The organism is Streptomyces sp. OR43, from assembly GCF_008042275.1.
In the GTDB taxonomy this organism is placed as follows: Bacteria; Actinomycetota; Actinomycetes; order Streptomycetales; family Streptomycetaceae; genus Streptomyces.
Window position 1 is genome coordinate 171,587 of sequence record NZ_RDBK01000025.1, and the last position, 26,163, is coordinate 197,749.

The window sequence follows — 26,163 nt, forward strand, 5'->3', positions numbered from 1 at the left end:
CCCGCCCTACGCGGCGAGGATCCGGCAATCGCGCTTATCCCGGGGGTGTGCGTGTTCTGCTTCGCCAAGGACAAGCAGACCGCGCGGACGGCCGGGGAGTTCTGTCCCGGGCCATCAAAGTCATGCGCGGTGCCGAGGCCCTTTCCGCGTACGCCCCCATCAACAAGTCGGAAAGGTTCCGTGCGAGAAGGCAAAGCTCCTGCGGATGCCTGCGCCGAAGCCCCTCACCGCGCGAACGGGGCAAAACTTCCAATATTGACAGTGTGGGATGGACGAACGACGTGGAAGCAGAGGCGCCCCTCGTTTTGACGGTTCGATCTGTGTCGCAAAATCGCCCTCTGTGTTTCGTGAGGCCATTAAGATCCGCACGCAGTCAATTGAGTTGCGCCGGTCAATCTGTGCCATGGACCATCGGGGACAAGATCTTGGAACGCGACGCCTTCATCTCCTACAGCCATACCAGAGATGTACCGCTGGCAGAAGCCCTCCAGAAAGGGCTGCAGGGCATCCTGCGAACACCGTGGCTGCACCGTGCGGGAGCGAAGGTCTTCCGGGACACAACCAGCCTCGCCGCCGGCCACGACCTGGGCGGGTCGATCAAGGCGGCGCTGGCTTCGTCCCGCTACTTCATCTGCCTGGCTTCCCCCGAAGCCGCGGAGTCGCGGTGGGTCCGCGAGGAGATCGAGTACTGGCGCACTAACCACGGCATGGAGAACTTCCTCATCGCGGTCAGTGAGGGCACCATCGTCTGGGATCCCGTCGCGGGTGACTTCGACTGGAACCGGACCAATGCCCTGCCTCCGGTGCTGCGCGGCGCCTTCGTCACCGAACCGCTATGGGTGGACCTCCGGCCGTTCCGCGACGCCGACGACCGCTCCATGGCACCAGGCAGCCCGTTCCGCGACAGGGTGGCCAGCCTCGCCGCACCCTTGCACGGCCTGGCGAAAGACGCCTTGGACAGTGCTGACCTGCGTATGCAGCGTCGCGCCGTCCGCGTCCTCCGAAACTTCGTGGCCGCCCTCACTGTGGTATCACTGCTGGCCGTCGGCGCCGGTGTCTACGCCTGGCAGAAGCGCGGAGAGGCACTCGCCCGTGCCCGTACCTCCGCCTCGCAGGCGCTGGCGGCCCGCGCACTCGACACGGTCGCCCGGGACCCGCGCAAGGCCGCGCAGTTCGCGCTGTACGCCCACGAGGTCCAGCCCACGGGCGAGTCGGCGCAGGCGATGGCTCAGGCCGTCGTGGCCAACGGAAGCGTGACCCGGCACCTCCAGGCCGGAAACGAGAAGGTAGCCAACTTCCACGGAGTGGCGCACGTCAACGCGACCAAGGTTGCCGTCAGCCCGGACGGGAGCGTGCTGGCGTACTACTCGGACTTCGATACCGATGCGTCCGGCGAGAAAACACACATCCACCTTTACGACATCGGTGCCGGCAAAGCGCTCCCGAACTTGGAAGGAGGGAGCTGGCCGCAGGACGGCGGCTGGATGCAGTTCAGTGCGGACGGGAAGTCGCTGGCGGTGGAGGGGCCCTACAACCGGATCGACATCTGGGACGTGGATGCTCGCCGACGGGTCCGGACCATCGTGACCGGAAAGGGAGAGGACCTGGCCGGCGCCTTCAAGCACCTTTGGGCGTTCTCCTTCTCCCGCGACGGACAACTTGTCGCCGCCGCGTTCTACACGCCCGACGAGCCCGAATACCGGTTCCATGTGGCCGTCTGGAATGCGAGGACCGGACGCCTGCTGAGCGACGAGACCGGCGGCACCGTGAATGTGGCCCTCGGTTTCGACGGTTCGGACAGCCTTCTTGCCCTCGACTCCCGGGTCGGTGCGGTCCGTGACTTCCGGCGGGGCGGTGCCTCCTGGAGCGCCTGGCGGAAGATCCCTGGCTTCCCCGTCGGTGAGAGAAGGCAGGTCACGCTCTCCCCAGACGGATCGAGGGCGTACGTCGGTGAGAAGCGCCAACTCTGGGATCTGATCGCGGGCCGGAAACTGGCCAGCACCGCCGAGCAGGACATCGGGGCGATTGTGGTGCCTGGCGCACAGGGCGAAGACGCCTACGCCGCCGCGGGCCGTAGGGTGGGTGTGTACGACGCGGCTCTGCGCCGTACACGTGTCCTCGGCTCCTTCACCTGGCCGGTGTCGAGCGTCTCCGCCTCCTCGGACGGACAGTGGGTGGCCGCCGGCTCAGGGGACGGCGCCGTCTCCCTCTTCTCAGCCACCAACCTCCGGTTGGGCGTCCCGCTCCAGAACAAACCGCGCGTCAAGCCCGCCGAACTGGCCGCAGACGATCGCACGGCCTCCCGCACCACGGGATCCGGAACACAGGTGTGGTCCGTCACCGCCGACGGAGTCCGGGAGCTCGGGCGTCTGCCCCTGCGACTCGTGAGACGATCCCTGCGCCAGGACACCGTCATCGCCTCCCCGAACGGCACCCGTGCGGTGGTGGCCCAAGAGGGCGCGGTGTCGCTCTGGGATCTGCGCGACGGGAGCCGGACAGGTCGGACGGCGACACTCGACGGCGCGTTCGTGCCCGTGACCTTTCTGCCTGACGGCGACCACGTGGTCGGAACGACCGACGACGCGGTGCAGGTGGTCGACACCCGGGCGTGGCAGGTCGTCCAGTCCGTACCGTTCGCCCGAGAGGACGTCGATATGGCCATCTCTACCAGTCTGGACCGTACGACCCTGGCCCTCGTTCACAACACCGAACTGACGGTATGGAAGTGGACCGTCGAGAAGAATTACCGCCAGGTACGCAAGGTCCCCATCGAACCCGTCTGGACCATGTACGGGCACCAGGTCGTGGTCAGTGCAAAGGGGGAGAGAGCCGCTGTGATCAACTTCGACGGTCTCATCTCCGTGCTCGACGTGGACACGGGAGAGTTCGTACCCGGCACGACCGCGTCGAGCGGCATGACGGATCTCGCTTTCAGCAGCGACACGTCCCTCCTCGTCCAGCCCACCGGTTCAGCTGCGGAGCGGGGCCTGCAGTTCTGGGACGCGGCCACCCTCGAGTCCCGAGGCTCCTGGACGCTTCCGAGTCAGGAGTCCGGTCAGGACACCACGGTCGCACGTCTGCTGGCCGGCGAGGACGGCACCGTGACCACGTTCGACACGGACGGCGGCTTGGTGCGTCGCACCATGGACGTGGCTGCCTGGCAGAGGACCCTCTGCGATCTGGCGTCCAGCGCGCTCCCGCAGGCGGAGTACGACCGGTACCTGAGTGGTCTGGACGTGGACGCCCCCTGCCCTCGATGAGGGAGGTCTTGAAGGTCTTGTTCCGGCCATTCGCCCGGTCGGGACGCGAGGCGGCGGCATCTCCGTTGCTCCTCGGGGCCGTTGGGGCGGTCGCCTGACCTCGGGCTGTGCCGACCGGCCGCGCTGCCGTCCCGCTCGCTCACTTCGGGCAGAGCGGGCGGGACGCGGGTCCCGTGGGCACACCCTCGTGCCACCGGTCGGCGGTGAACGCGCCGCCGGCCCACGCGCACAGTGTCCGAACCGGATCCACCGTCGCTTCGACGTTCCACAGCCGGGCCGTGCCGTCGTCGGCCCAGCTGATTAACGTCCTACCGCTGGGGGCGAAGCCCACACCGGTGACACCCGCACCATGTCCTTCCAGCGGATCGCCGATCTGGCGCCCGGTGGCGATGTCCCAGAGCCGGACCGTGTGGTCGTGGCCCCCGGTGGCCAGGGTGTTCCCGTCAGGGCTGAACATCACGGACAGGACGCCGCCGCGATGGCCCCGCAGCGGGGCTCCGATCCGCTCGCGCGTGGTTGCGTCCCAGAGTCGAACGGTGTCGTCACGGCTCGCGGTGGCGAGCGTCGTGCCGTCCGGGCTCCAGGCCACCGCCGCTATCTGCGCGGTGTGATCAATCGGGGTCTCGCCGATTCGGCGGCGTGTGGCCATGTCCCAGAACGCCACGGTGTCGTCCTCCGTGACAGTGGCCAGGGTGCGGCCGTCCGATCTCACCGCGACGCTGACGGAAGAGGGTCCGAGTACCGTGCCTGTGGGAGGCTGCGCCGCCAGGTCCCATACGTGTACGGACTCCGGACCGCCGCTGACGAGGGTCTTGCCGTCCGGGCTGAACGTCAGCGCACCGGCCTCGCCCGTGTCGAGCAGTGGTTCGCCCACGGGCCGGCGGGCCGCGACATCCTGGAGCCGTAGCCCGTCGGACCCGATTGCGAGCACCGCGCCGTCGGGGCGGAACGCGAGGCTGGGGCTGAGCTCGTGGGCATCGCGGGCCACCGGGCCGGCGGCCCGGCGTCGTGTGACGAGGTTCCAGAGGCGCACGTCCTCCTTGGAGTCCACGACCGCCAAAGCCCGCCCGTCCGGGCTGAGCGCTGCCGCGCTCTGTGACCCCGTGTCGATCGGTGCTCCGGTCTGGTGCAGCGTACGGATGTCCCAGAGACGGACCGTGGTGTCCTCGCTCGAACTGGCCAGGACCGATCCGTCCGGACTGAAGGCGACGGCACGGGCCGTAGTGCTGTGACCGATGAGCGGGCCGCCCACCAGGCCGCTCCGCCGGAGGTCCCAGAGCCGCACACCACCGTCCTTGTACGCGGCGGCGAGCATCGCGCTGTCGGGGCTGAAGGTGATCGAACTGATCCCCGGAGAATGGGAAGCGACCGGCTCGCCGATCGGGGTCCTGGCCTCGGCGTCCCACAGCTGGAGGCCGCCGTCGAAGTCGGCGACCGCGAAGACCTTGCCGTCGGGGCTGAAGGAGAGCGACGTGACGATGCCGCCGCGGCTCTGCAGTACTCCTCCGACCTGTCTACGGGAGGCGATGTCCCATAGCTGTACGCCGTCCTGGACCGCTCTGGATCCCACACTTCCCTCGGAGTTCATGGCGAGGAACTGTCCCGGACCGCTGAGCGGCCGGCCGATCTGGCGGTGGGTCGCCAGGTCCCATTCCCGTATGGTCCCCGAGTCGTCCTCGTCCACGGTGACGAGTGTCCTGCCGTAACGGCTGAAGGCGACTGAAAGAACCGCCCCGGCGGCGGTGACGAAGGGGGCGCCGATCTGGGTGCGGCTAGCGACGTCCCAGAGCCGGACGGTTCCGTCGAAGCCTGAGCTGGCCAGCGTCCTGCCGTCCGGCGTGAAGGCGATCGACGTGATGCTCTGGTGATGCCCAATGAGGGGTTGCCCCGCCGCCTGCTGCGTCCTCGTCCTCCAGAGTCTCACCACCCCGTCACCACCGCCGGAGGCGACAGTCCTGCCATCGGGACTGAAAGCCACCGCCTCCACGGGCACCGAATGGGTGAGCACCCCGGACGCCGGATTGGCCAATGCGTCGAGAACCGCGAAACGGGTCTCCGGAGAAGGACTGATCCGCCACGCGGCCAATGCCTTCAACCGGGCGGCGAACGGGTCCCGTCCCGCGAGCAAAGAGCTCTGGGTGATCAGTTGTTGGACGACAGCCTGGTCACGCTGTCGGGCGGCCTCGGCACGTGATCGGATTGCCACCACCGACAGGGTGCTCGCGACCAGCAGCAGAGCGCCCAACGCGGCGGCGACCGCCCTGGCCGTCCGCAGGTTGCGCCGGGTGTCGCGGAGCCCTTCTGAGCGGAGTTCGTCCTCGGAGAGGCCACGCACGACCGATGCGATACCGAAGGCGACACCTTCGACGTCGGGAGAGAACCCCATGTCACCGTCGGGGAGGAGGGCCACGGACTTCCAGACGGGTTGCTGCTCGAACTTTCCCCCCAGCCGGGCCGGCAGCGCCGTCGACCGGTGGGGGTCCCAGTCGCCCCGCCGCTCGTCCCACACCAACTGCCCTGCTGTGACGACGAGCAGGACGGTGTGCACCGACTTGTGCTCCAACCACCACGCGATTTCCCGGTCGACCCACACCGAGGACCTCGCCTCCGGCGAGGCCAGGACCACGAGCCAGTCGGAACGGTCGAGACCGGCCTCGATCTTGCCCCACAGCTCCGGCCCGATCGACACACCCGTCCGGTCGAGAAAGACCCGGATACGTGGCGGCTTGTACCAAGGCCGGGACTGCTTCTCGATCACCTGTCGCAGACGCGGCAGCCAGCTCCGGTCGCGCCCGCCGCTGTAGGACAGGAAGACGCCGTACCCCAGCTCGGTCCTGACCGGTCCGCGGTCGGCCACGGCGGACCGAAGCCAGGCCGATGCCGTACCGAGAGCCCGCCCGCACGGCAACCAGCGCGCCGGCATCAGCCGGTCGGCAGGTAGTCGTGACCGTTCCAGCGCAAGGTCACCTTGGCGGTGGCGCCTTCGGCACAGGAGGGATCACACCCCTTGATGGATTGGACGATCGCGTATGCGCCGTCCTTTCCGGGGCCGACCGGCCTCGCGTGGTAGAAGGCGAATCTGCCGCCGCTGTAGTGGTCTTCCGCGCTCCTCCAGCTGATGTCCGCGAATCCGTCCGCAGTGGGCACGAGTACCAGAACACCGTCGTAGCGACCGGGGTTGTAGACGACGAAGACGTTCCTGGTGGAGTCGGTCGCCGGAGAGGCGAATCGCAACGGACCCTCCATGCTCCAGTTGGCGTCCACCTCCACGGGTGCCAGCGCGCGCCCCCTTCCGGTGACGGCCGCCACGCATCCCTGCGGCCGAACGCCGGATACGGGCCGCTGGACCAGAAATACGCGGACCGGCCCGAGGTCCGGATGCCGGATGTCCCGGTGGTCGAGCGGCCTTCCGGCACACCCGGCGGCGAGGGGCGGGCTCGTTGGGAACGAGGCGTTCGAGGGAGCCGACGCGGTTGACCTGCTCTCAGCCGAGCCACTGCGGGCCGGCCCGCCCGTATCCGCGCATCCCGCGACGGCCACTGCCGCCAGGGCGGCCGACATCAGCAGGGAGGCCCGAGCCCCGGCAGGGCCACGCCGGAAGAACTGTCGGCGTAAAGGCGATGAACTGGAAGACATGGGTTCCCTCTGTTTCGGGACGAGACCGATCAGGTGGAAAGGCCCCGGATTCTATCGCGCGTGCGCGCGGAGGGGCGATGCGCCCGCGTGGGTGGGCTTCCGCGTGCTCCGGCCTACAGCCTCCAGTTCCCCGCCCACGCGCGGAAGGAAGAGTTGGCCAACACCGCGTCCAGGTCGCCTCTTTGGACCCGCGCCCCAGCCGTTTGGCGATATGTTCGTGCTCACCGGTCACGTCGCCGGGAGGTGCATCGCACCGTTGCACAGGGACACGAGGGGCCGGTGGGAGCGGATGAGCGCAGTGCAGCCCGGAGGGGGACCGAACCAGAGGTTGAGGGTCCTGAAGGGTACGACGCTCCGGCTGTTGGGCGCGGCGTTCATCGGGGCGCTCACCGGGCTTGCCGTCTTCAGCCTGACCCAGGTCACCAGCCGCAGCCTGTTCGTCATCACCGGTGGCGTGGCGGGGGCGGCGGCCGTGCTGGCGGTCCAGTGGTACCAGCGCACCGCCCGTCTTACCGAGGTAAAGGTGACGGTCCCCCAGCTGAGCGAGCTGACCTTCACCGTCAACAACGATTCCCGGCAGGTGGCCTGGCAACTGTTCGTGGAGACGGTGACGAGGGTCTCCACCCAGCCGCTCGCCAGCGACCAGGGGGTGATCCGGGAGGCGCTAGGCTCGATGTATGGGCTCTTCGCCACGACGCGCGAGACGCTCAAGGCCAGTCGCCCTTCTGCCGCTGTGCCGAGCGGGCAGACGGTGGAGTACCTGGCCATCACGATGCTCAACCAGGCGCTTAGGCCCTACCTTTCCCACTGGCACCCTCGTCTGCAGGAGTTCGAGAGAGAACACCCGGACGGCCAGGAGTCGGCGTGGTCGCAGAACGCGGCGTGCCGGGCCGCGATGCGGGAGGTCCAACGCGACCTCTACGACTACGCGATCGGCTTCGCCCGCCTCGCGGGTGTACGTGAGGCCGAGGCGCTGATCGGCGTTGTTCCCGCCCCACGCTCACCCGAGGGCGGGCCGGTCAGCGGCCCCAGGCCCCCGACGGGCGGCGCCACACGTACCCGGGGCTGAGGGGCCTTTCGCCGGGCGGGCGCGATCCGGGCCGCCCGCAGGACGATCAACAGGGCGAGGCCGAGGTGGCTGAACAGGACGTAGCGGGGGCGGACAAGGGGGTCCGCGAGCAGCAGGAGTTGGGGGACGGCCAGCAGTGGCAGGGCCGCCGAGGTAAGCGTGGTTCGGGTACCGAGGGGCGTGCGACGGTCCTTCCCCGGGCGCGCGAGCCAGGCGCACAGCGCGCCCGTGAGCAGGGTCAGCGCGAGAGCGACCAGCGCGTTCCGGCGGACCTGGGGAATCCAGGCGACCTGCGCTGTCTGGGTCCCGCTCACCATGATGAGGGGCAGCGTCCCGACCACGGCGGTGGCTGCGGCGACCGCCCAGCGCAGGACTGCCGTGCGTAGCGGACGGGCGAGGGCCAGCGTGACCGCGTGTGCGCACAGCACCAGGAGCGAGAACCAGTTGAGTAGTGCGGCCGCCAGTACGGTCGTGCCGTACGCCGCCCAGCGGCCCGCGCCCGGTCTGTCGACCGCCGCGACCAGCAGCAGGCAGGCCAGTGCCACGCAGGCGGTCACCAGAGCGTACGAACGCCCCTCCTGCGCGTACTGCTGGACTGCGGGGATCAGGGCGAAGGACAGGCCCGCGGCCAGACCGGTGCACGATCCGGCCAGCCGAGTACCCAGAAGGGTAACCAGGGCGGTGGCGCCGGAGATGGCCAGGACGGAGGGCAGTCGCAGGGAGAGCAGGCTGGCTCCGAAGACGGCGAAGACGCGGTGCATGAACAGGTAGTAGAGGCCGTGGACGACATCGGCCGTGCCCAGCAGGTGCCAGATCTCGGGAACGGCTCTGTGGGACACCTGCCAAGTCGCGGCCTCATCACGCCACATGCTGTTTCCGCGGGTGATTCCCCACAGGCCGCATAGGAGGGTGAGTGCGGCTGGACCGGCGGCGCACAACCTCCTGGGCATGGCGAAGCTACGCGTCGGCGAAAGAGGGAGGGAACGATCCGAACGCCCGGCTGCTGCCGGGCCGTTCCGATCACCTCCAGCCACGCTAGACGGCGGGGGTGAGCAGGAGCGTCACCTGAACCGACGACCCGCGGGGTCCTTCGCAGGATCTACGCTGGGTGCGACTCGGCCGTGCGGCGTAGTCCTCCGGTGCCGGGCTACGGGTCTGGGGTGCCGTCCCCGCCTGAGCCTCCACCAGCGTCCGCCGGAAGCTCCGCCGTGACCACGAAGCCGCCCGCCGGCCCCGGTCCCGCCTCCAGGGAGCCGCCGGCCACCGCGAGGCGTTCGGTGAGGCCCTTCAGGCCGGTGCCGCCGATGCCCGGGGCGGGCGGGGCAGCCGGGGTCCGGCCGTCGTCGGTGACCGTGAGGCGGACCCGGCCGGAGGCGCCCTCGACGACGAACGCGCAGGTGGTCGCGGTGGAGTGGCGGACGACGTTGGTGACGGACTCCCGAACCACCCAGCCCAGCAGTGCCTCGGTCTGCGGGGCGAGCGGGGGACCCGAGCGGCGGACCGAGGGTTCGATGCCGGCGGCGGTCAGCGCGGACCTGGCCCGGTCGAGTTCGGTGGCCAGGCTGCCTTCGCGGTAGCCCGTGACGGCCTCGCGGATCTCGGTCAGTGCCTGCCGGCCCACGGACTCGATGTCGGCGACCTGCGAGAGCGCCGCGTCCATGTCGCGCGGCGCGAGCCTGCGCGCCGCCTCCGACTTGACGACGATCACCGAGAGCGTGTGCCCCAGCAGGTCGTGCAGATCGCGGGAGAAGCGCAGGCGCTCCTTCTCGACGGCTGTGCGGGCCAGCTCCTGCCGGGTGGAGCGCAGTTCCATCACCGTCTCCGACAGGGTGAGGATCGCGGCGGTCACCGCACCCGAGATGAAGGTCCCGTAGCCCAGGGTCCACGGTGTGGACGTGCTGTCGTCGCGCCACACCGCGATCAGACAGGCCGCCACGGCGAGGCCGAGCAGTCCGGCGGCGAGCCAGCGGTGGCGCAGGATGGTGCCGCACGCCAGGGAGAGCAGCGGGAAGAAGAGCAGCCAGCTGCCGCCGTAGCCGATCGCCAGTCCGAAGGTGATGGCGGCCATCGCGCCCAGCAGGACGTACGACACCGGGCTCTCGCGCTTCTCCTTGACGAAGCCCCGGAACACCACCGAGACGTAGAGGGAGTTGAAGGCGAGCAGCCCCAGTCCGCCGATCCACGGGCTGGGGGTCTCGCCCTGGAAGAGGTTGGAGAAGGACCCCAGCCCCATCAGCAGCCAGGGCAGCAGGGCGTAGGGTCCCGGCGGTCCGGGGCGGCGCCCCTCCTTCCGCAGTCGGCGCCGTTCCTTCCGGGCCGCTCTTCCGTTCCCGCACATGGCCACTCCCGTCACACGGTCCTCGCGGACCGACGGTACGAGATCACGGCGTATGCGCCGAACAGCAGCAGCCAGGCGGCGAGTACACCGACCGTCGTGACGCCGGGCGCACGGCCGTCCGTGGCCGCCCAGCCCAGGTCGGCGAACCGGTTGGCCGGGGTGAACCTGCCGACGGAACGCAGCCACCCGGGCAGCAGCTCCAGCGGGAACCACAGCCCGCCGACGACCCCGAAGCCCATCAGGCACGCGACGTTGACGACTCCGGTGCCCTGCGGGGTGAGGCGGAAGCCGTTGCCCAGGCCGAGCAGGGTGAAGGGCAGGGCGCCGGTCCACAGCAGCAGGACGAGGGCGGCCCACTGCCAGGCGGCCAGCCGTACGCCGTTCAGCAGACCGCCCGCGAGGAGCACCGTCAGGATCGTGGGCAGCACGGTCACCGAACCGCTGACCGCCCGGCCCACGACCGCGTGCGTGGGGGACAGCGGGGTGATCCGCAGCTGCTGGAGCCAGCCCAGGGACTTGTCGGAGGCGACACCCGTACCGATCGACATGGCGGAGCCGAGTGCTCCGTACGCGGCCATGCCGACCATCGAGGCGGTCTTCCAGCCGTCGGCCCCGTCACCGCCGCCGATGTTCGTGAAGATCAGGTACATCATCACGGGCATGCCGGTGCCGAAGATCAGGAAGGTGCCGTCGCGCAGGGTGCGGCGGGTTTCGAGCAGGATGTAGCGGTACATCAGACGGTCTCCTTCTCGGGCCTGGGGGCGCCGGCGGCCGGCGAGGTGAGGGAGAGGAAGGCGGCCTCCAGCGTCGCCAGGGACACCTGGAGGCCGCGGATCCGGCCGAGCCGGGCGAGCTCCACCACGGTGGCGTCCGAGTCGTCCGTGTGCAGTACCGCCCGGTCGCCGGTCACCTCGACCGTCACGACACCGGGCAGCAGTTCCAGGCCCTCGGTGGAGCGGCCCGCCAGATCGAAGGAGACCTGGCTGTGGCCGGCCGCGGCCTTGATGGCCTCACCGCTGCCGTCCGCGACGATCCGGCCGCGGTCGACGACGACGATCCGGTCGGCGTTCTCGTCGGCCTCCTCCAGGTAGTGGGTGGAGAAGAGCACGGTGTTGCCGCGCCGGGCATAGGCCCGCATGGACTCCCAGAACGCGTGCCGCCCCTCCACGTCCAGGGCGGCGGTCGGCTCGTCCAGCACGATCAGCTCCGGATTCCCGGCCAGCGCGACGGCGAACCGGACGCGCTGGATCTGACCGCCGGACAGCTTGTCGATCCGCCGGTTCGCATACTCGGTCACGCCCGCCAGGGCCAGCGCCTCAGGGACCGGCAGCGGCTTCGGGTAGGTGGAGGCGACGAACGTGATGAGCTCGCGGACCGTGACCCGCTGGATGGGCCGTCCGTCCTGGAGCATGGCCCCGACCAGGCCCGCCCGTACGGCCTGATCGGGTGTGCGGCCCAGCACCCGCACCGTGCCGGCGTCCGGCTCGTTCAGCCCGAGCAGCAGGCTGATCGCGGTGGACTTTCCCGCGCCGTTGCGCCCGAGCAGGGCGACGGTCTCGCCCCGCTCGACGGTCAGCGCGATCCCGTCCACGGCCCGCACCCGCTGTCCGGGCCTGCCGAAGGTCTTCACCGCGCCGGTGAAGACCACCGCGGCCCCGTTCCCCGTCGTCCTCGTCATGCATACGACGCTACGGAGCCCGGACCCGCCGCGGCAGAGGCTCGTGTACGCACTCCGCGATGACAAATGTCATTGCCGCGGCGAAGGGCGAAAGGACTGCCGACGACTGGATCTGACGAGATGTCAGCAGTCTTCACAAGTGCTGGGAGCTGCGTTATACATAGGGCCAACCGGCTAGAACGCGTTCTAGAACGGGCGTGGTCACCGGTCCCCGCACGACCTCGGTGCGGCCGACGGTGCGGACGGCCGCACCGAGGTCTTTCACCGTCGAGGAGCAGCTTCCCCATGCCCATTGATGCCGAAAAAGCTCTCGCTGCCGAACCCCGGACCAGCCACATCAGCTGGGACCACAAGGACGTCCAGCTCTACCACCTGGGGATCGGGGCGGGCGCCCGCCCCGATCTGGCCGACCCCGCCGTCGACCCCGGCGAGCTGAGCTACACGCTGGAGTCGCGGCTCCAGGTACTGCCCTCCTTCGCCACGGTCGCGGGCGCCGGCACGGCCATGGCCGGCGGTCTCTCCGCACCCGGAGTCGACATCGACCTCGCGGCCGTCCTGCACGGCGGGCAGAGCGTCCGGGTGCACCGGCCGCTCCCGGTGAAGGGCAGCGCCGTGACCACCACGAAGGTCGCCGCGGTGTACGACAAGGTCAAGGCGGCCGTGCTGGTGCTGCGTACCGAGGCCGCCGACGAGGACGGTCCGCTGTGGACCAACGAATCCGAGATCTTCGTGCGCGGCGAGGGCGGTTTCGGCGGTGAGCGCGGACCCTCCGGGCGCGGGGTCTATCCCGCCATCGCCGGTGACCGCGTGGTGGAGCGGCCGGTCCGCCCCGACCAGGCGCTGCTCTACCGGCTCTCCGGGGACTGGAACCCGCTCCACGCCGACCCCGGGTTCGCCGCGCTGGCCGGCTTCGACCGGCCGATCCTGCACGGCCTGTGCACCTACGGCATGGCGCTCAAGGCCGTCACCGACACGGTGCTCGGCGGCGATGCGAGCCGTATTCGCTCCTACCGCGCCCGGTTCACCGGGGTCGTCTTCCCCGGCGAGACCCTCCGCATCGAGATGTGGACCGGCGGGAACGAGGTGCGGGTCGATGTGCGGGCCGTGGAGCGGAACAACGCCACGGTCCTCAGCGACGCCTTCGTCGAGCATTCCTGAACCGAATCCGAACCGAATTCAAGAGCACCACAGGCCCGTGAGGGGAGCCGCACCATGCGCGCAGCCGTACTGCACGAGATCGGCCAGGACAAACTCGAAGTACTCGACGACGTCGAGGCGGTGGGCTTCGGCCCCGGCAAGGTGAAGCTGCGGGTCCGGGCCACCGGGCTGTGCCACTCCGACATCTCCGCGATGAGCGGTGTGCTGCCGCAGCCCGCCCCCTTCATCCCCGGCCACGAGGGCGCCGGTGAGGTCATCGACGTCGGTGACGGGGTGACCGGGCTGGGCGTGGGGGACCGGGTGCTGGTCTGCTGGCTGCCGGCCTGCGGCACCTGTCCGTCCTGCAAGCGCGGCCAGACCCACCTGTGCCTCGCCGGTTTCATGAACGCGGGCACCCCCAACTTCAAGCGCCCGGGCGGTGATGTCTTCGGATTCGCCGGCACCGGCACCTTCACGGAGGAGGTCGTCGTTGGCGCCGGCTGCGCCGTTCCGATCCCCGACGACGTGCCGTTCGAGATCGCCGCGCTGATCGGCTGCGGGGTCACCACCGGTCTCGGTGCCGCCATCAACACCGCTCAGGTGGAAGCCGGTTCGTCGGTCGCCGTGATCGGCTGCGGCGGCGTGGGCATCTCCACGATCCAGGGCGCCAGGGTGCAGGGCGCCGCCCAGATCGTCGCGGTGGACCCGGTGGCCTCCCGGCGTGAGGCGGCGCTGCGGTTCGGTGCGACGGAGGCGGTCTCGCCCGACGAGTTCGCCGACGCCAAGCAGCGGATCACCGCGGGCGAGGGCTTCGACTACGTCTTCGAGGTCGTCGGCAAGTCCGCCACGGCCCGCACGGCGTACGAGCAGACCCGGCGCGGCGGCACCCTCTGCATCGTCGGCGCGGGCGCGATGGACGACAACTTCCAGGTCAACATGTTCGAGCTGTTCTTCGACGAGAAGCGGATCCTGCCCTCCATGTACGGGGGCGGCGACGTGCTCCGGTCGTACGAGCGGGCCATCGCGCTCTGGCGGGCCGGCCGGATCGACCTGGAGTCGATGATCACCCACCGGGTGCGGCTCGACGGCATCAACGACGCCCTCGACCAGATGCGGACCGGCGAGTCGCTGCGAACCTGCATCGAACTCTGACGCCCCGCCGCATCGCCCCGCCCCCTCCCGAGAGGACCCCGAGAACCGATGTCACTTCCCCTGGACGGACTGACCGCGATCGTCACCGGAGCGGGCCGCGGCCTGGGACGGGCCGAAGCGCTGGAACTGGCGCGGCTCGGCGCGGCCGTCGTCGTCAACGACTACGGGCAGCCGGGCCGCGACGGTTCGGGCGAGGCGTCCGCCGCACCCGCCGAGGAGGTCGCCGAGGAGATCCGGGCCGGCGGCGGCCGGGCGGTCGCGCACCTCGGCGACGTCTCCGACCACGAACAGGCCCGCGCCCTGGTGGCGCTGGCCGTCGAGACGTACGGCCGGCTCGACATCCTGGTCAACAACGCGGGCATCCTGCGCGACCGGATGATCTTCTCGATGACCGAGGACGAGTGGGACTCGGTCATGCGGGTGCATCTCAAGGGCCACTTCAACACCACGCACTTCGCCGCCGCCCACTGGCGGTCGAGGTCCAAGGAGGCCGGCGGCCCGGTCTACGGCCGGATCGTCAACACCTCGTCGGAGGCCTTCCTGGCCGGTTCGGCGGGCCAGCCCAACTACGCGGCGGCCAAGGGCGGCATCGTCGGGCTGACCACCTCCACCGCGCTGGCGCTGGCCAAGTACGGCGTCACCGCCAACGCCATCTGCCCGCGCGCCCGGACCCGGATGACGGAGGACGTCTTCGCGGGGTTCGAGGAGCCGCAGGACGGGCGGCTCGACGCGCTCGCGCCCGAGCACGTCTCGCCGCTCGTCGGCTATCTGGCCTCCCCGGCGGCCGCCAAGGTCAACGGACAGCTGCTGGTCGTGCACGGCGGGATGGTCGCGATCGTCGAACGCCCCAAGGTGGCGGCCAAGTTCGACGCGGCGAAGGAGGCGTTCTCCTTCGGTGAACTGGACGAGCTGCTCTCCCCGTACTACGAGGACCGGCCGCCGAACGAGACGTTCGCGGCGGCGGAGGTGCTGGGCCTCAAGCGCGGCTGACCGCAGGCCGGACACGCACGGAGGAGGGCCCCCGCAGCCGGCCGGCTGCGGGGGCCCTCCTCTCCCTCGTTCGCATTCCTGGGCGGTCAGGCCGCCCTGCTGCCACCTTCGGCGGGGCGGCGGTGGCGGCCGTGCGGTTGAGCCGCCGAGTCGTCCGTCGCCACACCCCCTCGGTGTTTTCCGGAGCCGCCGGCTTCGGCCCGTTGCGTGTCCGCCCCCGGCGGACGCGTCTGGGTCGTGTCGGATCGCGCCTCAGACATCTGGGAAGTCACCCCGTTGTGATCGCTTACGTGCTGGTCTCCGGGGCCTCGCGCCACCGCCCGGGAACGGTCACCGTCGGCGACCGCGGTGCGCGATTGCGTGAGATCCCCGGCTCAACTCTAGTCAGACCCCGTACGCCCCATGAGAGGCGCCTGCCCCAGGGGGACGGGTCTGCACACAGGAGGATGCGGGACGGTGGCGGAGGGTTGCGTACCGCTTTCCGCGCAGGCTCCCGGGGCCGCTTCGGCGGGCGGCTCCAGGTCGGCGGGGGCCGTCAGGAACGCCACCGCGCACGCCGTGTCCTCGTTCGCGTACGGCAGTCCCAGCACGCCGTCGCGCGACCAGGACCCGCTGCCGGCCAGCCAGCCCTCGGGCGCGGCGAGCTGATGCAGCCGGCGGCCCGACGGGCGCCAGATGCCGGCCCAGCTGCCTGCCGCCCCGTCGATCCGCAGGGCCACCGCGCAGCTCTCCGGCATCAGCATCTGCCCGGGCTGCACGGCGAACGGCGTCACGGCGGCATCCGGCAGCCGCAGGCACTCCGGGAATCGCACCGGCAGACAGCTGCCCAGCACTCCCCAGCCGAGCCGGTCGTGCCCCGGCGCGTCGGAGCGGATCAGCAGCAGACCGCTGTCCGGATCGGCGAGCAGCAGCCGGTCGTTGCTGTCCGGTGCGATCTGGAGCAGGGGCGTCATCTCGGCGTCCCGCCCCAGGTCCACCGCGACCGCCTTCACCGGGCCGCCGCCCGCCGGTTCCCGGTCCAGGGCCAGCAGCCGGCCCGCCCGGTCCAGCCAGACCCCGCCGGAGCAGCGTCCCGGCAGGTCCGCGAGGTGTTCCGGTCCGCACGCGCCCCCCGCCACCCGCCAGAGCCCGGTGGAGTAAGCGCCGGTGGACAGGGCGTACGCGCTGACGCCGTCCGGTGCGGGCGGCAGCAGCGTCAGCTCGGCGCATTCGACGGCGCCCAGCGGGAGTTCGCCGGTGCCGGGCCCGGTCGGGTAGAGCAGCGAGAGGGTGTGGTGGTCCGCGACCCGGCGCCGGATCAGGACCCGGCCGTCGGCGAGCGGCAGCACCTGCGAGCCGGCGTCCTCCGGCCGGTCCAGCGGGAGCGGTACGGCGTACGGCTCGGGGCCGTCCAGCGTCCAGCGCTCCACGTACCGGGCGGTCTCCGTCCCGGTGACGGCGTCGCGGGCGGCCGTGAGCCGTGCCGCGTAGGCGCCGTCGGCCGTGAGCGTGAGCGCGGGCAAAACCGTTTCGCCAGGGGCCCGCCCCAGCGGCTCCGGCAGCTCCGCCGCGTCCCCGGCCGGGTCCGGTGTCTCCTCGGCCCCGTCCGGCTCGTCGGACTCCGGCTCCACCGTCTCGCCGGTTCCGGCCGCCTCAGCGGCCTCGTCCTCGATGGCACAGGCAGTCATCGACTCGTCACCTCCGGCAACCGAAGCTAGTTTTCGTACGCGATGCCGAACAACACGAGCCTGGCCACTTCACACATAAGGGTGGTGATGCCCGGATTCACCTGAGGGGGTGGGGGTGGCTGTGCTGGGGGTGTCGGGGATGTCTAAGGTTAGGCATTCCTAAGTGTTACCTGTGAGAACCTCGACTGGAGCAAGTGATGTCCCTTCGTCGCCGCGGCGCTGCCGCAGTCGGCCTGGCCGTAGTGGCCGCCCTCTCCCTGTCGGCCTGCGGGAGCGATGACGGCGGGTCGGACGCCTCCGAGTCCGGGGGCGACAAGAAGGCCGCGGTCGCGACCGGCGGCAAGGACTTCGGCGACGCGGCGAAGAAGACCGCCGAGTACGGCACCGACGCCCCGGCGGGCACGTTCCCGCGCACCGTCACGCACGCCATGGGCAAGACCGAGCTCAAGGCGGCGCCCAAGCGGGTCGTCGTCCTCGACGTCGGCGAGTTCGACAACGTCGTCTCGCTCGGTGTGAAGCCGGTGGGCTACGCCCCCTCCGAGGGCGACGCGGCGATCCCGTCGTACCTGAAGAAGGACGCGGGCGACCCCAAGAACGTCGGCACGATCAACAACCTCAACCTCGAGGCGATCGCCGGACTCAAGCCCGACCTGATCCTCGGCAGCCAGCTGCGCGCCGCGGACAAGTATGACGAGCTGTCGAAGATCGCGCCGACCGTGTTCTCCATCCGTCCGGGCTTCACCTGGAAGGAGAACTACCTCCTCAACGCCGCGGCGCTCGACAAGACCGCCAAGGCGAAGTCGTTGCTCGGCGCCTACGAGGCCAACGCGAAGAAGCTCGGCGAGGACATCGGCCCCAAGAAGCCGGTCATCTCCATGGTCCGCTACCTGCCGGACAAGATCCGCCTCTACGCCAAGGCCTCCTTCATCGGCACGATCCTCGACGACGCCGGCCTGCCGCGGCCCAAGAACCAGCAGATCGACGAGCTCGCCGCGGAGATCAGCCCGGAGAAGATCGACGAGGCCGACGCCGACTGGATCTTCACCGGTGTGTACGGCGACGTGAAGGCCACCAAGCGCGACACCACCCAGGCCAACCCGCTGTGGAAGAACCTGACCGCCGTCAAGGAGGGCCGCGCCAAGAACGTCTCCGACGAGACCTGGTACCTGGGCCTGGGCGTCACGGCCGCGAACCTGGTCCTCGACGACCTGCGCGCCGACCTCGTCAAGTAGCGAGGGCGCGGACCCGTCCGGGAGCGGTGGCGCGGACCCGTTCGGCTGCGCGGGCGTGGACCCTGTGACGTAACGATTCGTGACCGGCCCGCGGTCCGACGGCACGGGTCCGACCGGCCATGGGATGTGGGGCACGGAGGCCAGGTAGCCTTTCCTCCGTGCCCCGTCTGTCTGAAGTCATCGCCGAGCTCGACGCCCTGTGGCCGCCCGGGCGGGCCGAAGGATGGGACGCGGTCGGCACCGTCTGCGGTGATCCGGACACCGAGGTCGACCGGGTGCTGTTCGCCGTCGACCCCGTACAGGAGATCGCGGACGAGGCACTGAAGCTCGGCGCCCAGCTGATCGTCACCCACCACCCGCTCTATCTGCGCGGTACGACGACGGTCGCGGCCGGCACCTTCAAGGGCCGGGTCGTGCACACCCTCATCAAGCACGGCGTCGCCCTGCACGTGGCCCACACCAACGCGGACTCCGCGGACCCCGGCGTCTCCGACGCCCTGGCCGGTGCCCTCGACCTGCGCGTCGAGCGGCCCCTCGTCCCGGACCCCACCGACCCCGCGGGCCGCCGCGGCCTCGGCCGGATCTGCACGCTCGACCACCCCGAGACCCTCGGCGCCTTCGCCGCCCGCGCCGCCGCCCGGCTGCCCGCCACCGCGCAGGGCATCCGCATGGCCGGCGACCCGGAGGCCCTCGTGCGGACCGTCGCGGTGAGCGGCGGATCGGGCGACAGCCTCTTCGACGCGGTGCGCGCCGCCGGTGTCGACGCCTTCCTCACCGCGGACCTGCGCCACCACCCGGCCTCCGAGGCCGTCCAGCACTCGCCGCTCGGCCTGGTCGATGCCGCACACTGGGCCACCGAGTGGCCGTGGTGCGAACAGGCCGCCGCACAGCTCGACGCGATTTCCGACCGCCACGGATGGGACCTGCGGGTCCACGTCTCGAAGCAGGTCACCGACCCCTGGACCACCCACCACTCTTCTGGAGCCCCCAACTGAACGCCGCGCCCGCCGACCAGATCCGACTCCTCGACGTCCAGGCCCTCGACCAGCGCCTCTCCCAGCTCGCGCACCGGCGCAACTCCCTGCCCGAGCACGCCGAGATCGAGTCGCTCACGGCCGACCTCGCCCAGCTCCGTGACCTCCTCGTCGCCTCGACGACCGAGGAGAGCGACACCGCCCGCGAGCAGACCAAGGCGGAGCACGACGTCGACCAGGTGCGCCAGCGCGCCGCCCGCGACCAGCAGCGCCTGGACTCCGGCGCGGTCACCTCGCCCAAGGACCTGGAGAGCCTCCAGCGCGAGATCGTCTCCCTCGCCAAGCGCCAGGGCGACCTGGAGGACGTCGTCCTCGAGGTCATGGAGCGCCGCGAGTCCGCCCAGGAGCGGGTCGCCGAGCTGACCGACCGGGTCGCCGCCGTGCAGGCCAAGGTCGACGACGCCACCGCCCGCCGGGACGCCGCGACCCAGGAGATCGACACGGAGACCGCGACGGTCACCAAGGAGCGCGAGGTCGTCGCCGGCTCCGTCCCCGCCGACCTGCTCAAGCTCTACGAGAAGCTCCGCGTCCAGCAGGGCGGGGTGGGCGCCGCCCGCCTCTACCAGCGCCGCTGCGAGGGCTGCCGGCTCGAGCTCAACATCACCGAGGTCAACAACGTGAAGGCCGCGTCCCCCGACACGGTGCTGCGCTGCGAGAACTGCCACCGCATCCTGGTCCGCACCGCCGACTCGGGTCTGTAATGACGCAGCCGCGCCGGTTCGTCGTCGAGGCCGACGGCGGCTCCCGGGGCAACCCGGGGCCCGCCGGCTACGGCGCGGTCGTCATCGACCCGGCGACGGGGGAGACCCTGGCCGAGGCCGCCGAGTACATCGGCGTCGCGACGAACAACGTCGCCGAGTACAGGGGCCTCATCGCCGGACTCCGCGCCGTGCGCGCGCTGCTGCCCGACGGGCCCACGGACGGCGGGCCGCAGGTCCGCGTCCGGATGGACTCCAAGCTGGTCGTGGAACAGATGTCGGGACGCTGGAAGATCAAGCACCCCGACATGAAGCCGCTCGCCGCCGAGGCCGCGCGCGTCCTGCCCGCCTCCGCCGTCACCTACGAGTGGATCCCGCGCGAGCAGAACAAGCACGCGGACCGGCTCGCCAACGAGGCGATGGACGCGGGCAGGCGCGGCCGGCAGTGGGAGCCGTCCGCCTCGACGGCGGACCTCGACACCCCGAGGTCCTCGGTGGCCGACGCGCTGCCGCCGGTCTCCGGACCGCCCGGCGACGCGGCGGCCGGTGCGGCGAGGGCCCGGGCGGCGCTGAACCGTCCCGCCCCCACCGCCACGGCCACCCCGCAGGTCGGCTGGGGCGCGGCCCCGGACCTCGGAGCGCCCGCCACCTTTGTGCTGCTCCGCCACGGCGAGACGGCCCTCACGCCGGAGAAGCGGTTCTCCGGAAGCGGCGGCACCGACCCCGAGCTCTCCGCCGTCGGCCGCGGGCAGGCCCAGCGTGCCGCTGACGCCTGTGCGGCCCGGGGGACGGTCCAGGAGATCGTCAGCTCCCCGCTGCGCCGCTGCCGCGAGACGGCCGGCGCCGTCGCGGCCCGGCTGGGTCTGGAGGTCCGGATCGAGGAAGGGCTGCGCGAGACGGACTTCGGTGCCTGGGAGGGCCTGACGTTCGGCGAGGTCAGGGAGCGGTACGGCGCCGATCTGGACGCCTGGCTGGCCTCCGCGAAGGCGGCCCCCACCGGAGGCGGCGAGAGCTTCGCCGAGGTTTCCCGCCGCGTCGCCGCCACCCGTGACCGCCTCGTCAGCCGCTACGCCGGCCGTACGGTCCTCGTGGTCACCCACGTCACGCCCATCAAGACCCTGGTCCGGCTGGCCCTGGGCGCACCGCCGGAGTCGCTGTTCCGGATGGAGCTCTCCGCCGCCTCCGTGTCGGCCGTGGCCTACTACGCGGACGGCAACGCCTCCGTACGGCTGCTGAACGACACGTCCCACTTGCGCTGAGCGGTGGTCGGGCGCCCGCCGACCGGCCGCCTCCAAGGTCGTGCGGACGGCACTCGGCCCCGTCGGCGGGGGGAGGCCGACGGGGCCGAGGCGGTTCCGGAAGGCTGGGGGATGGCCTGCCGGAACCCGGGTCACCCGGAGTCCGGGTCACGTGTCCCTGAGGGTCTCGTGCCCCGGCTGCCGGGGAGCATGCACGCGAAACCGCGCGAGTTCGTGGCGTTCAGCCGCGCAGCGCCGCCGCCTCGGCGGCCAGCCGCTCCACCCGGGACCAGTCACGGGCCGCCACCGCGTCACCGGGGACCATCCAACTGCCGCCCACACAGCCGACGTTCGGCAGGGCCAGGTAGGAAGGGGCCGAGGCGAGGGAGACGCCGCCGGTCGGGCAGAACCGCGCCTGGGGGAGCGGGGCGGACAGCGCCTTGAGGTAGGCCGTGCCCCCCGCCGCCTCCGCCGGGAAGAACTTCATGTCGGTGACCCCGCGCTCCAGCAGCGCGACCACCTCGGACGTCGTCGAGACACCCGGCAGGAACGGCACGCCCGACGCCTTCATCGCGTCCAGCAGCACGTCCGTCCAGCCCGGACTCACCAGGAACCGGGCGCCCGCGGCCACGGTGTCCGAGACGTTCCGCGCCGTGATCACCGTGCCGGCGCCGACCACCGCGTCCGGGACCTCCGCCGCGATCGCCCTGATCGCGTCCAGGGCGGCGGCGGTCCGCAGCGTCACCTCGATCGCCGGAAGCCCGCCCGCGACCAGGGCCCGGGCGAGCGGCACCGCGTCGGCGGCGTCCTCCAGCACGACGACGGGCATGACGGGGGCAAGGTCCAGTACGGAGGAGGTCATGCCCTTATCCTGCCCCGCACACCGCACCGTACGCAACGAGCGTTGCGCATGATGCAACGCGCTCCTCCGTCAGGTCAGTGGATCTCCGTCACCACCACGTCGAGCTCCCACGTCCGCCCGGACCGTGCGGGCGCCTCGGCCTCCACCATGTAACCCAGGTCCCGCAGGGCCGTCACCAGCTCCGCCGGCCCCTTCGGCCGGGCGCCGGCCCGCAGCAGATCGCGGACCATCCGCCCCTTCGTCGCCTTGTTGAAGTGGCTGACCACCGACCGCTTCTCCACCCCGTCCACCAGCTGGGAGTGCAGCACCCGCACGCTCGCCGTGCGCTCCGCCACCGCGCCCTTCGGCTTCCACGCCGCGGTGTACGCGGACGACCTCAGGTCCAGCACCAGACCGTCCCCGGCCGCCTCCGGCATGACCTCCGCCATCGGCTCGCGCCAGAACGCCCCGAGCGCGCCGAGCCCCGGCAGCTTCACCCCCATCGCACAGCGGTACGGCGGAATCCGGTTGCCCACCCGCACCGCGCCCCACAGCCCGGAGAACACCAGCAGCGACTTCCCGGCCCGGCGGCGGGCCGCCGTGTCCAGGGACGCCAGGTCCAGCGCGTCGTACAGCACCCCCGTGTAGAGCTCGCCGGCCGGACGCGCACCCGCGGTCCGCAGTTCGAGGTTCTTCGCGACCTCGCCCCGCAGCCCTTCGCTGAGCCCCAGCACCAGACGGGCCTTCTCCTCGTCCGCCTCGCACAGCTCCACCAGCGCGTCCAGCACAGCGGCCCGCGCCCCCGCCAGCCCCGGCAGCGAGAGGGACTCGGGCTTCAGCGGTGCTCCGCGCCCCGCGGCGGCCTTTCCTTCGGAGGGCGGCAACAGCACGAGCACGGCGGTTCTCCTTCGTACGTACGGAAAAGGGGCCCCGGCCCGCTCACGCGACCCGGCGGCAACCCCTCGTGCCAGCGTACGGGGAACCGGCGACCGCCCCTTCCGCCACCCGGGATGCCGCCCGGCCCGCCCCGCCATACGCTCGGTCCATGCCTCGCCGCCAGCTCCATATGACCGGCGCAGCCGACACCCCGCTGCGGGCGGCCCTGCACGCGCTGCGCACCGAACTCGGACTCCCCGACGGCTTCCCGGCCGATGTGCTCGCCGAAGCGGCCGACGCGGCGCGCGATCCGGTGGTCTCCGGGCACGAGGACGCCACGGATCTGCCGTTCCTCACCATCGACCCGCCCGACTCCACGGACCTCGACCAGGCCATGCACCTGGAACGCCGGCCCCACGGCTACCGCGTGCACTACGCCATCGCCGACGTCGCCGCCTTCGTCCGCCCCGGCGGCGCGCTCGACACCGAGGCCCACCACCGGGTGACCACGCTCTACTTCCCCGACGGCAAGGTGCCGCTCCACCCCGAATCGCTCTCCGAGGGCGCCGCCAGCCTGCTGCCCGGCGAGACCCGCCCCGCCGTGCTCTGGGAGATCGACCTCGACGCCGAGGGCCGCACCGGGACCACCCGGGTACGCCGGGCCCTCGTACGCAGCCGCGCCAAACTCGACTACGCGGGCGTGCAGCGGCAGATCGACGACGGCACCGCCGAGGAATCGCTCGCCCTGCTCAAGGACATCGGCACGCTGCGCGAGGAACAGGAGATCGCCCGCGGCGGCATCTCCCTCGACGTGCCCGAACAGGAGATCGTCGAGCGCGACGGGACGTACGGCCTCGACTACCGCGCCCCGCTCCCCGCCGACGGCTGGAACGCCCAGATCTCCCTGCTCACCGGCATGGCGGCCGCCCGCCTGATGAAGGACTCCGGCACCGGCATCCTGCGCACGCTCCCGGTCGCCCCCGACGGCGCGGTGGCCCGCCTGCGCCGCTCGGCCGAGGCGCTGCACATCGACTGGCCGCACCACGTCCCGTACGCCGAGGTCGTCCGCTCGCTCGACCCGAGGAAGACGAATCACGCCGCCTTCCTCCAGGACTGCACCACGCTGCTGCGCGGCGCCGGATACACCGTCTTCGAGCACGGCGCACTGCCCACCCCGGCCGTGCACGCCGCCGTCGCCGACCTCTACACCCACTGCACCGCGCCGCTGCGCCGGCTCGTCGACCGGTACGCCTCCGAACTCTGCGTCGCGGCCGCCGCCGACCGCGATGCGCCCGACTGGGTCCTGACCGCGCTCCCCGCACTGTCCAAGGAGATGGCGGACGGGACCCGGCGCGCCAACACGGTGGAGCGCGAGTGCGTCGACCTCGTCGAGGCGGCGCTGCTCAAGGACCGGGTCGGTACGGTCTTCGACGCGTACGTGGTGGACGTGAAGGAACAGGAGCCGACCACCGGCACCATCCACATCGACGATCCCGCGATCGTCGCCCGCATCGAGGGCGGCACCGCCCGGCTCCCGTTGGGGGAGCGGCTGCGGGTACGGCTCACCCAGGCAGATCCGGGATCGTCGAAGGTGCTGTTCGCGCCCGCGTGAGCGCGGTCACGACGGCGCGCGGATCATCGGCGTGGAACCGGACCGCGACCGCCTGCCCGCGACGGCCGAGCGGCCGTACGAAATCCAGCGGCGCGGTCAGCTCGACCGTCACGGTGCTCTGGCCGCCGACCGCGAGATCGAGCACCCCGTCCGCGTTCAGTTGCACCAACCGCCCCTGTGGGCACCGCCGTTCGACCCGAGCGGCGCGGATCGCGGCAGCCGGTACCCGTAGATCGAACAGCGCCCCGTAGCGAACGCGCAGTGAACCGTCCGGTCCCACGACATGCGGCCGGGTCACGCAGGCGGCGTGCAGGGCGAGCACCAGCAGCACCCCGTACACGTCCAGTACGAGCAGGATCCGGTGCACCACCGGCCAGGGGATCAGCAGCGCCAGCATCACCGTCTCCACCACCGAGACGAAGACGAGGCCGTACATCATCGCCGTCTGCGGCCCCGTGTACGGGACGGGCAGCGCGCCCTCCGGCACGCCGTGGCGCCGCCGCAGCATCCACAGCCCCAGGCTGTGCAGGGCCCGCAGCTCATGCGCGACGAGCCGCCGCACCGGCGTGGGCACCACGGTCCGCAGCGCCCCGGCCGCCGCTGCCCGCCGTCCCGCACCCGCCCGCCTTCCGGCCCGCCACAACCGCACGAGGACGACGGCCTCCAGCGCGATGCCCAGCAGCACCGCCGCCTCCGCACCGGCCCGCACCGCCCCGGGTATCCGCACGCAGGCCACCAGGCACACTCCCACCGCGAGTTCGGCGGGAAGCACGGCCAGGGCGACGAGCCGCGCACCCTTCACTCCTCCCGTCACCGGGTCCTCCCCTTCATCCGCTCCTCCAGCGTCACCATCACCCGGCGCACCACCTCGGCCTGTGCGGGCGGGTAGTCCGCCAGCAGAGCCGCCCCGAACCCCGTCACGGCCGGTCCGTCCCCCGGAATCGCCGCCAGTACCTCGTCCGGCACGAGAGCGGCCATCCGGGCGGCCAGCGGCGCCACCCGCGGATCGTCCACGGGCGCCGCGTCGAGCGCGTCGAGCTCCTCGTAGAGCGCGAGCACCGCCGGATCACCGGCCAGCTTCCGCAGCACGGCGTAGACCTCGCTGCCGCCGCCGCCCGCCGTGTCCAGCAACGCCAGATGCTCGCGGTCCCTGGCGGCAGTGGGGGAGTCGGTGACGGGCCCGGCGGCCAGCAGCTCCGCCAGGGCCGGCGACACCGGCTCGACGCCCGTCAGCGGCCCCTCCATCAACCGCGCCAGGCGCAGCCGCCGCTCCCCGATCTCCCGCTCCTGCCGCGCCAGATCGGCGTCCAGCTCACGCAGTACGTCCCCGAGCGGGCGCCCGGCGTCACCCGCGAGGACCTCCTGCACCTCGTCCAGGCCGAGCCCCAGCTCGGTGAGCCGCCGGATCCGGGCGAGCAGTACGGCGTCGCGCACGCTGTACGAGCGGTAGCCGTTGGCCCGGCGGGCGGGTTCGGCCAGCAGGCCGATCTGGTGGTAGTGCCGCACGGCCCTGGGAGTGATCCCGACCAGCGCGGCGAGCTCTCCGATGCGCATGGGGCCAGTAGAAACCCTGACGCTGCGGCAAGGTCAAGGCTCCGGCCCCCGTGCACCGGCGCACCCGCGCTATCTCGTACGATCGCGCCTTCGGCCCCGCACCCGCGCCCTCTCGTACGATCGCGCCTTCGGCCCCGCACCCGAGCCTGCA

General features: G+C 71.5%; 20 protein-coding genes and 2 pseudogenes. 11 read left to right on the plus strand and 11 right to left on the minus strand.

The window, feature by feature from the left end; translation table 11 throughout:
* A pseudogene (locus tag EAO72_RS43005) lies at positions 1–235 on the plus strand (bifunctional rhamnulose-1-phosphate aldolase/short-chain dehydrogenase); the annotation flags it as partial.
* Between the two features lie 28 nt (positions 236–263).
* Entirely contained in the window at positions 264–3,260 is a 2,997-nt protein-coding gene (locus tag EAO72_RS13550; RefSeq protein WP_187285033.1) for a toll/interleukin-1 receptor domain-containing protein, read from the plus strand.
* A 139-nt stretch (positions 3,261–3,399) separates the two neighbouring features.
* Here EAO72_RS13550 and EAO72_RS13555 read toward each other — a convergent pair whose 3' ends face one another.
* Together EAO72_RS13555 and EAO72_RS41940 are read right to left on the minus strand one after the other, a co-directional pair.
* Positions 3,400–6,117, minus strand: coding sequence for a toll/interleukin-1 receptor domain-containing protein (locus EAO72_RS13555; protein WP_187285034.1), 2,718 nt, complete (start codon positions 6,115–6,117; stop codon positions 3,400–3,402).
* 65 nt (positions 6,118–6,182) lie between these two features.
* On the minus strand, positions 6,183–6,494 hold the full coding sequence (locus EAO72_RS41940; protein WP_187285035.1) for a hypothetical protein: 312 nt from the start codon (positions 6,492–6,494) through the stop codon (positions 6,183–6,185).
* A 763-nt stretch (positions 6,495–7,257) separates the two neighbouring features.
* Here EAO72_RS41940 and EAO72_RS13565 point away from each other — a divergent pair.
* On the plus strand, positions 7,258–7,965 hold the full coding sequence (locus tag EAO72_RS13565; RefSeq protein WP_261991460.1) for a hypothetical protein: 708 nt from the start codon (positions 7,258–7,260) through the stop codon (positions 7,963–7,965).
* 344 nt (positions 7,966–8,309) lie between these two features.
* Here the strand turns inward: EAO72_RS13565 and EAO72_RS43010 are convergent.
* The 4 genes and pseudogenes from EAO72_RS43010 to EAO72_RS13585 all read right to left on the minus strand — a co-directional run.
* A pseudogene (locus EAO72_RS43010) lies at positions 8,310–8,915 on the minus strand (glycosyltransferase family 39 protein); the annotation flags it as partial.
* Positions 8,916–9,112: 197 nt separating this feature from the next.
* Positions 9,113–10,303 (minus strand): sensor histidine kinase, encoded by a 1,191-nt coding sequence (locus EAO72_RS13575; protein WP_148017551.1) that lies wholly within the window; start codon positions 10,301–10,303, stop codon positions 9,113–9,115.
* A gap of 11 nt (positions 10,304–10,314) precedes the next feature.
* Positions 10,315–11,037, minus strand: coding sequence for an ABC transporter permease (locus EAO72_RS13580; protein ID WP_148017552.1), 723 nt, complete (start codon positions 11,035–11,037; stop codon positions 10,315–10,317).
* Entirely contained in the window at positions 11,037–11,981 is a 945-nt protein-coding gene (locus EAO72_RS13585; RefSeq protein WP_261991461.1) for an ABC transporter ATP-binding protein, read from the minus strand. The genes EAO72_RS13580 and EAO72_RS13585 overlap by 1 nt, the downstream gene beginning before the upstream one ends.
* 285 nt (positions 11,982–12,266) lie before the next feature.
* On the opposite strand from EAO72_RS13585, the gene EAO72_RS13590 reads away from it, so the two are divergent.
* The 3 genes from EAO72_RS13590 to EAO72_RS13600 are packed head-to-tail and all read left to right on the plus strand — an operon-like array spanning position 12,267 to position 15,260.
* Positions 12,267–13,139 (plus strand): MaoC/PaaZ C-terminal domain-containing protein, encoded by an 873-nt coding sequence (locus EAO72_RS13590; RefSeq protein ID WP_148017553.1) that lies wholly within the window; start codon positions 12,267–12,269, stop codon positions 13,137–13,139.
* 54 nt (positions 13,140–13,193) lie between these two features.
* Entirely contained in the window at positions 13,194–14,270 is a 1,077-nt protein-coding gene (locus EAO72_RS13595) for a Zn-dependent alcohol dehydrogenase (protein ID WP_148017554.1), read from the plus strand.
* Positions 14,271–14,318: 48 nt separating this feature from the next.
* On the plus strand, positions 14,319–15,260 hold the full coding sequence (locus EAO72_RS13600; RefSeq protein WP_148017555.1) for a 3-oxoacyl-ACP reductase: 942 nt from the start codon (positions 14,319–14,321) through the stop codon (positions 15,258–15,260).
* Between the two features lie 380 nt (positions 15,261–15,640).
* On the opposite strand, the gene EAO72_RS13605 is transcribed toward EAO72_RS13600, so the two are convergent.
* The gene (locus EAO72_RS13605) at positions 15,641–16,927 is read right to left on the minus strand and encodes a hypothetical protein (RefSeq protein WP_148017556.1); all 1,287 of its coding nucleotides are present in this window, start codon (positions 16,925–16,927) and stop codon (positions 15,641–15,643) included.
* A 197-nt stretch (positions 16,928–17,124) separates the two neighbouring features.
* Here EAO72_RS13605 and EAO72_RS13610 point away from each other — a divergent pair, with 197 nt between their 5' ends.
* The 4 genes from EAO72_RS13610 (at position 17,125) to EAO72_RS13625 (ending at position 21,150) form a co-directional block, all read left to right on the plus strand.
* Positions 17,125–18,159, plus strand: coding sequence for an ABC transporter substrate-binding protein (locus EAO72_RS13610; RefSeq protein ID WP_148017557.1), 1,035 nt, complete (start codon positions 17,125–17,127; stop codon positions 18,157–18,159).
* Between the two features lie 158 nt (positions 18,160–18,317).
* The gene (locus EAO72_RS13615) at positions 18,318–19,154 is read left to right on the plus strand and encodes a Nif3-like dinuclear metal center hexameric protein (protein ID WP_148017558.1); all 837 of its coding nucleotides are present in this window, start codon (positions 18,318–18,320) and stop codon (positions 19,152–19,154) included.
* Positions 19,151–19,894, plus strand: a complete 744-nt coding sequence (locus EAO72_RS13620) for a zinc ribbon domain-containing protein (protein ID WP_187285055.1) — start codon at positions 19,151–19,153, stop codon at positions 19,892–19,894. The genes EAO72_RS13615 and EAO72_RS13620 overlap by 4 nt, the downstream gene beginning before the upstream one ends.
* Positions 19,894–21,150: a bifunctional RNase H/acid phosphatase gene (locus EAO72_RS13625; RefSeq protein WP_148017560.1), complete on the plus strand. Its 1,257-nt coding sequence runs from the start codon at positions 19,894–19,896 to the stop codon at positions 21,148–21,150. Before EAO72_RS13620 ends, EAO72_RS13625 begins: the two co-directional genes overlap by 1 nt.
* Before the next feature lie 220 nt (positions 21,151–21,370).
* On the opposite strand, the gene eda is transcribed toward EAO72_RS13625, so the two are convergent.
* Positions 21,371–21,991, minus strand: coding sequence for a bifunctional 4-hydroxy-2-oxoglutarate aldolase/2-dehydro-3-deoxy-phosphogluconate aldolase (eda, locus tag EAO72_RS13630; RefSeq protein WP_148017561.1), 621 nt, complete (start codon positions 21,989–21,991; stop codon positions 21,371–21,373).
* Between the two features lie 74 nt (positions 21,992–22,065).
* Entirely contained in the window at positions 22,066–22,866 is an 801-nt protein-coding gene (gene yaaA, locus EAO72_RS13635; RefSeq protein WP_148017562.1) for a peroxide stress protein YaaA, read from the minus strand.
* A gap of 170 nt (positions 22,867–23,036) precedes the next feature.
* Between yaaA and EAO72_RS13640 the strand changes: the two genes are divergently transcribed.
* Complete coding sequence (locus tag EAO72_RS13640) at positions 23,037–24,458, plus strand: RNB domain-containing ribonuclease (RefSeq protein WP_148017815.1); 1,422 nt, start codon at positions 23,037–23,039, stop codon at positions 24,456–24,458.
* Here the strand turns inward: EAO72_RS13640 and EAO72_RS13645 are convergent.
* On the minus strand, positions 24,409–25,272 hold the full coding sequence (locus EAO72_RS13645) for a hypothetical protein (protein WP_148017563.1): 864 nt from the start codon (positions 25,270–25,272) through the stop codon (positions 24,409–24,411). The genes EAO72_RS13640 and EAO72_RS13645 overlap by 50 nt on opposite strands.
* Positions 25,269–26,012 carry a MerR family transcriptional regulator gene (locus EAO72_RS13650; protein WP_148017564.1) on the minus strand — a complete coding sequence of 248 codons (744 nt, stop codon included), beginning with the start codon at positions 26,010–26,012 and terminating at the stop codon, positions 25,269–25,271. Before EAO72_RS13650 ends, EAO72_RS13645 begins: the two co-directional genes overlap by 4 nt.
* Between the last annotated feature and the right edge of the window lie 151 nt (positions 26,013–26,163).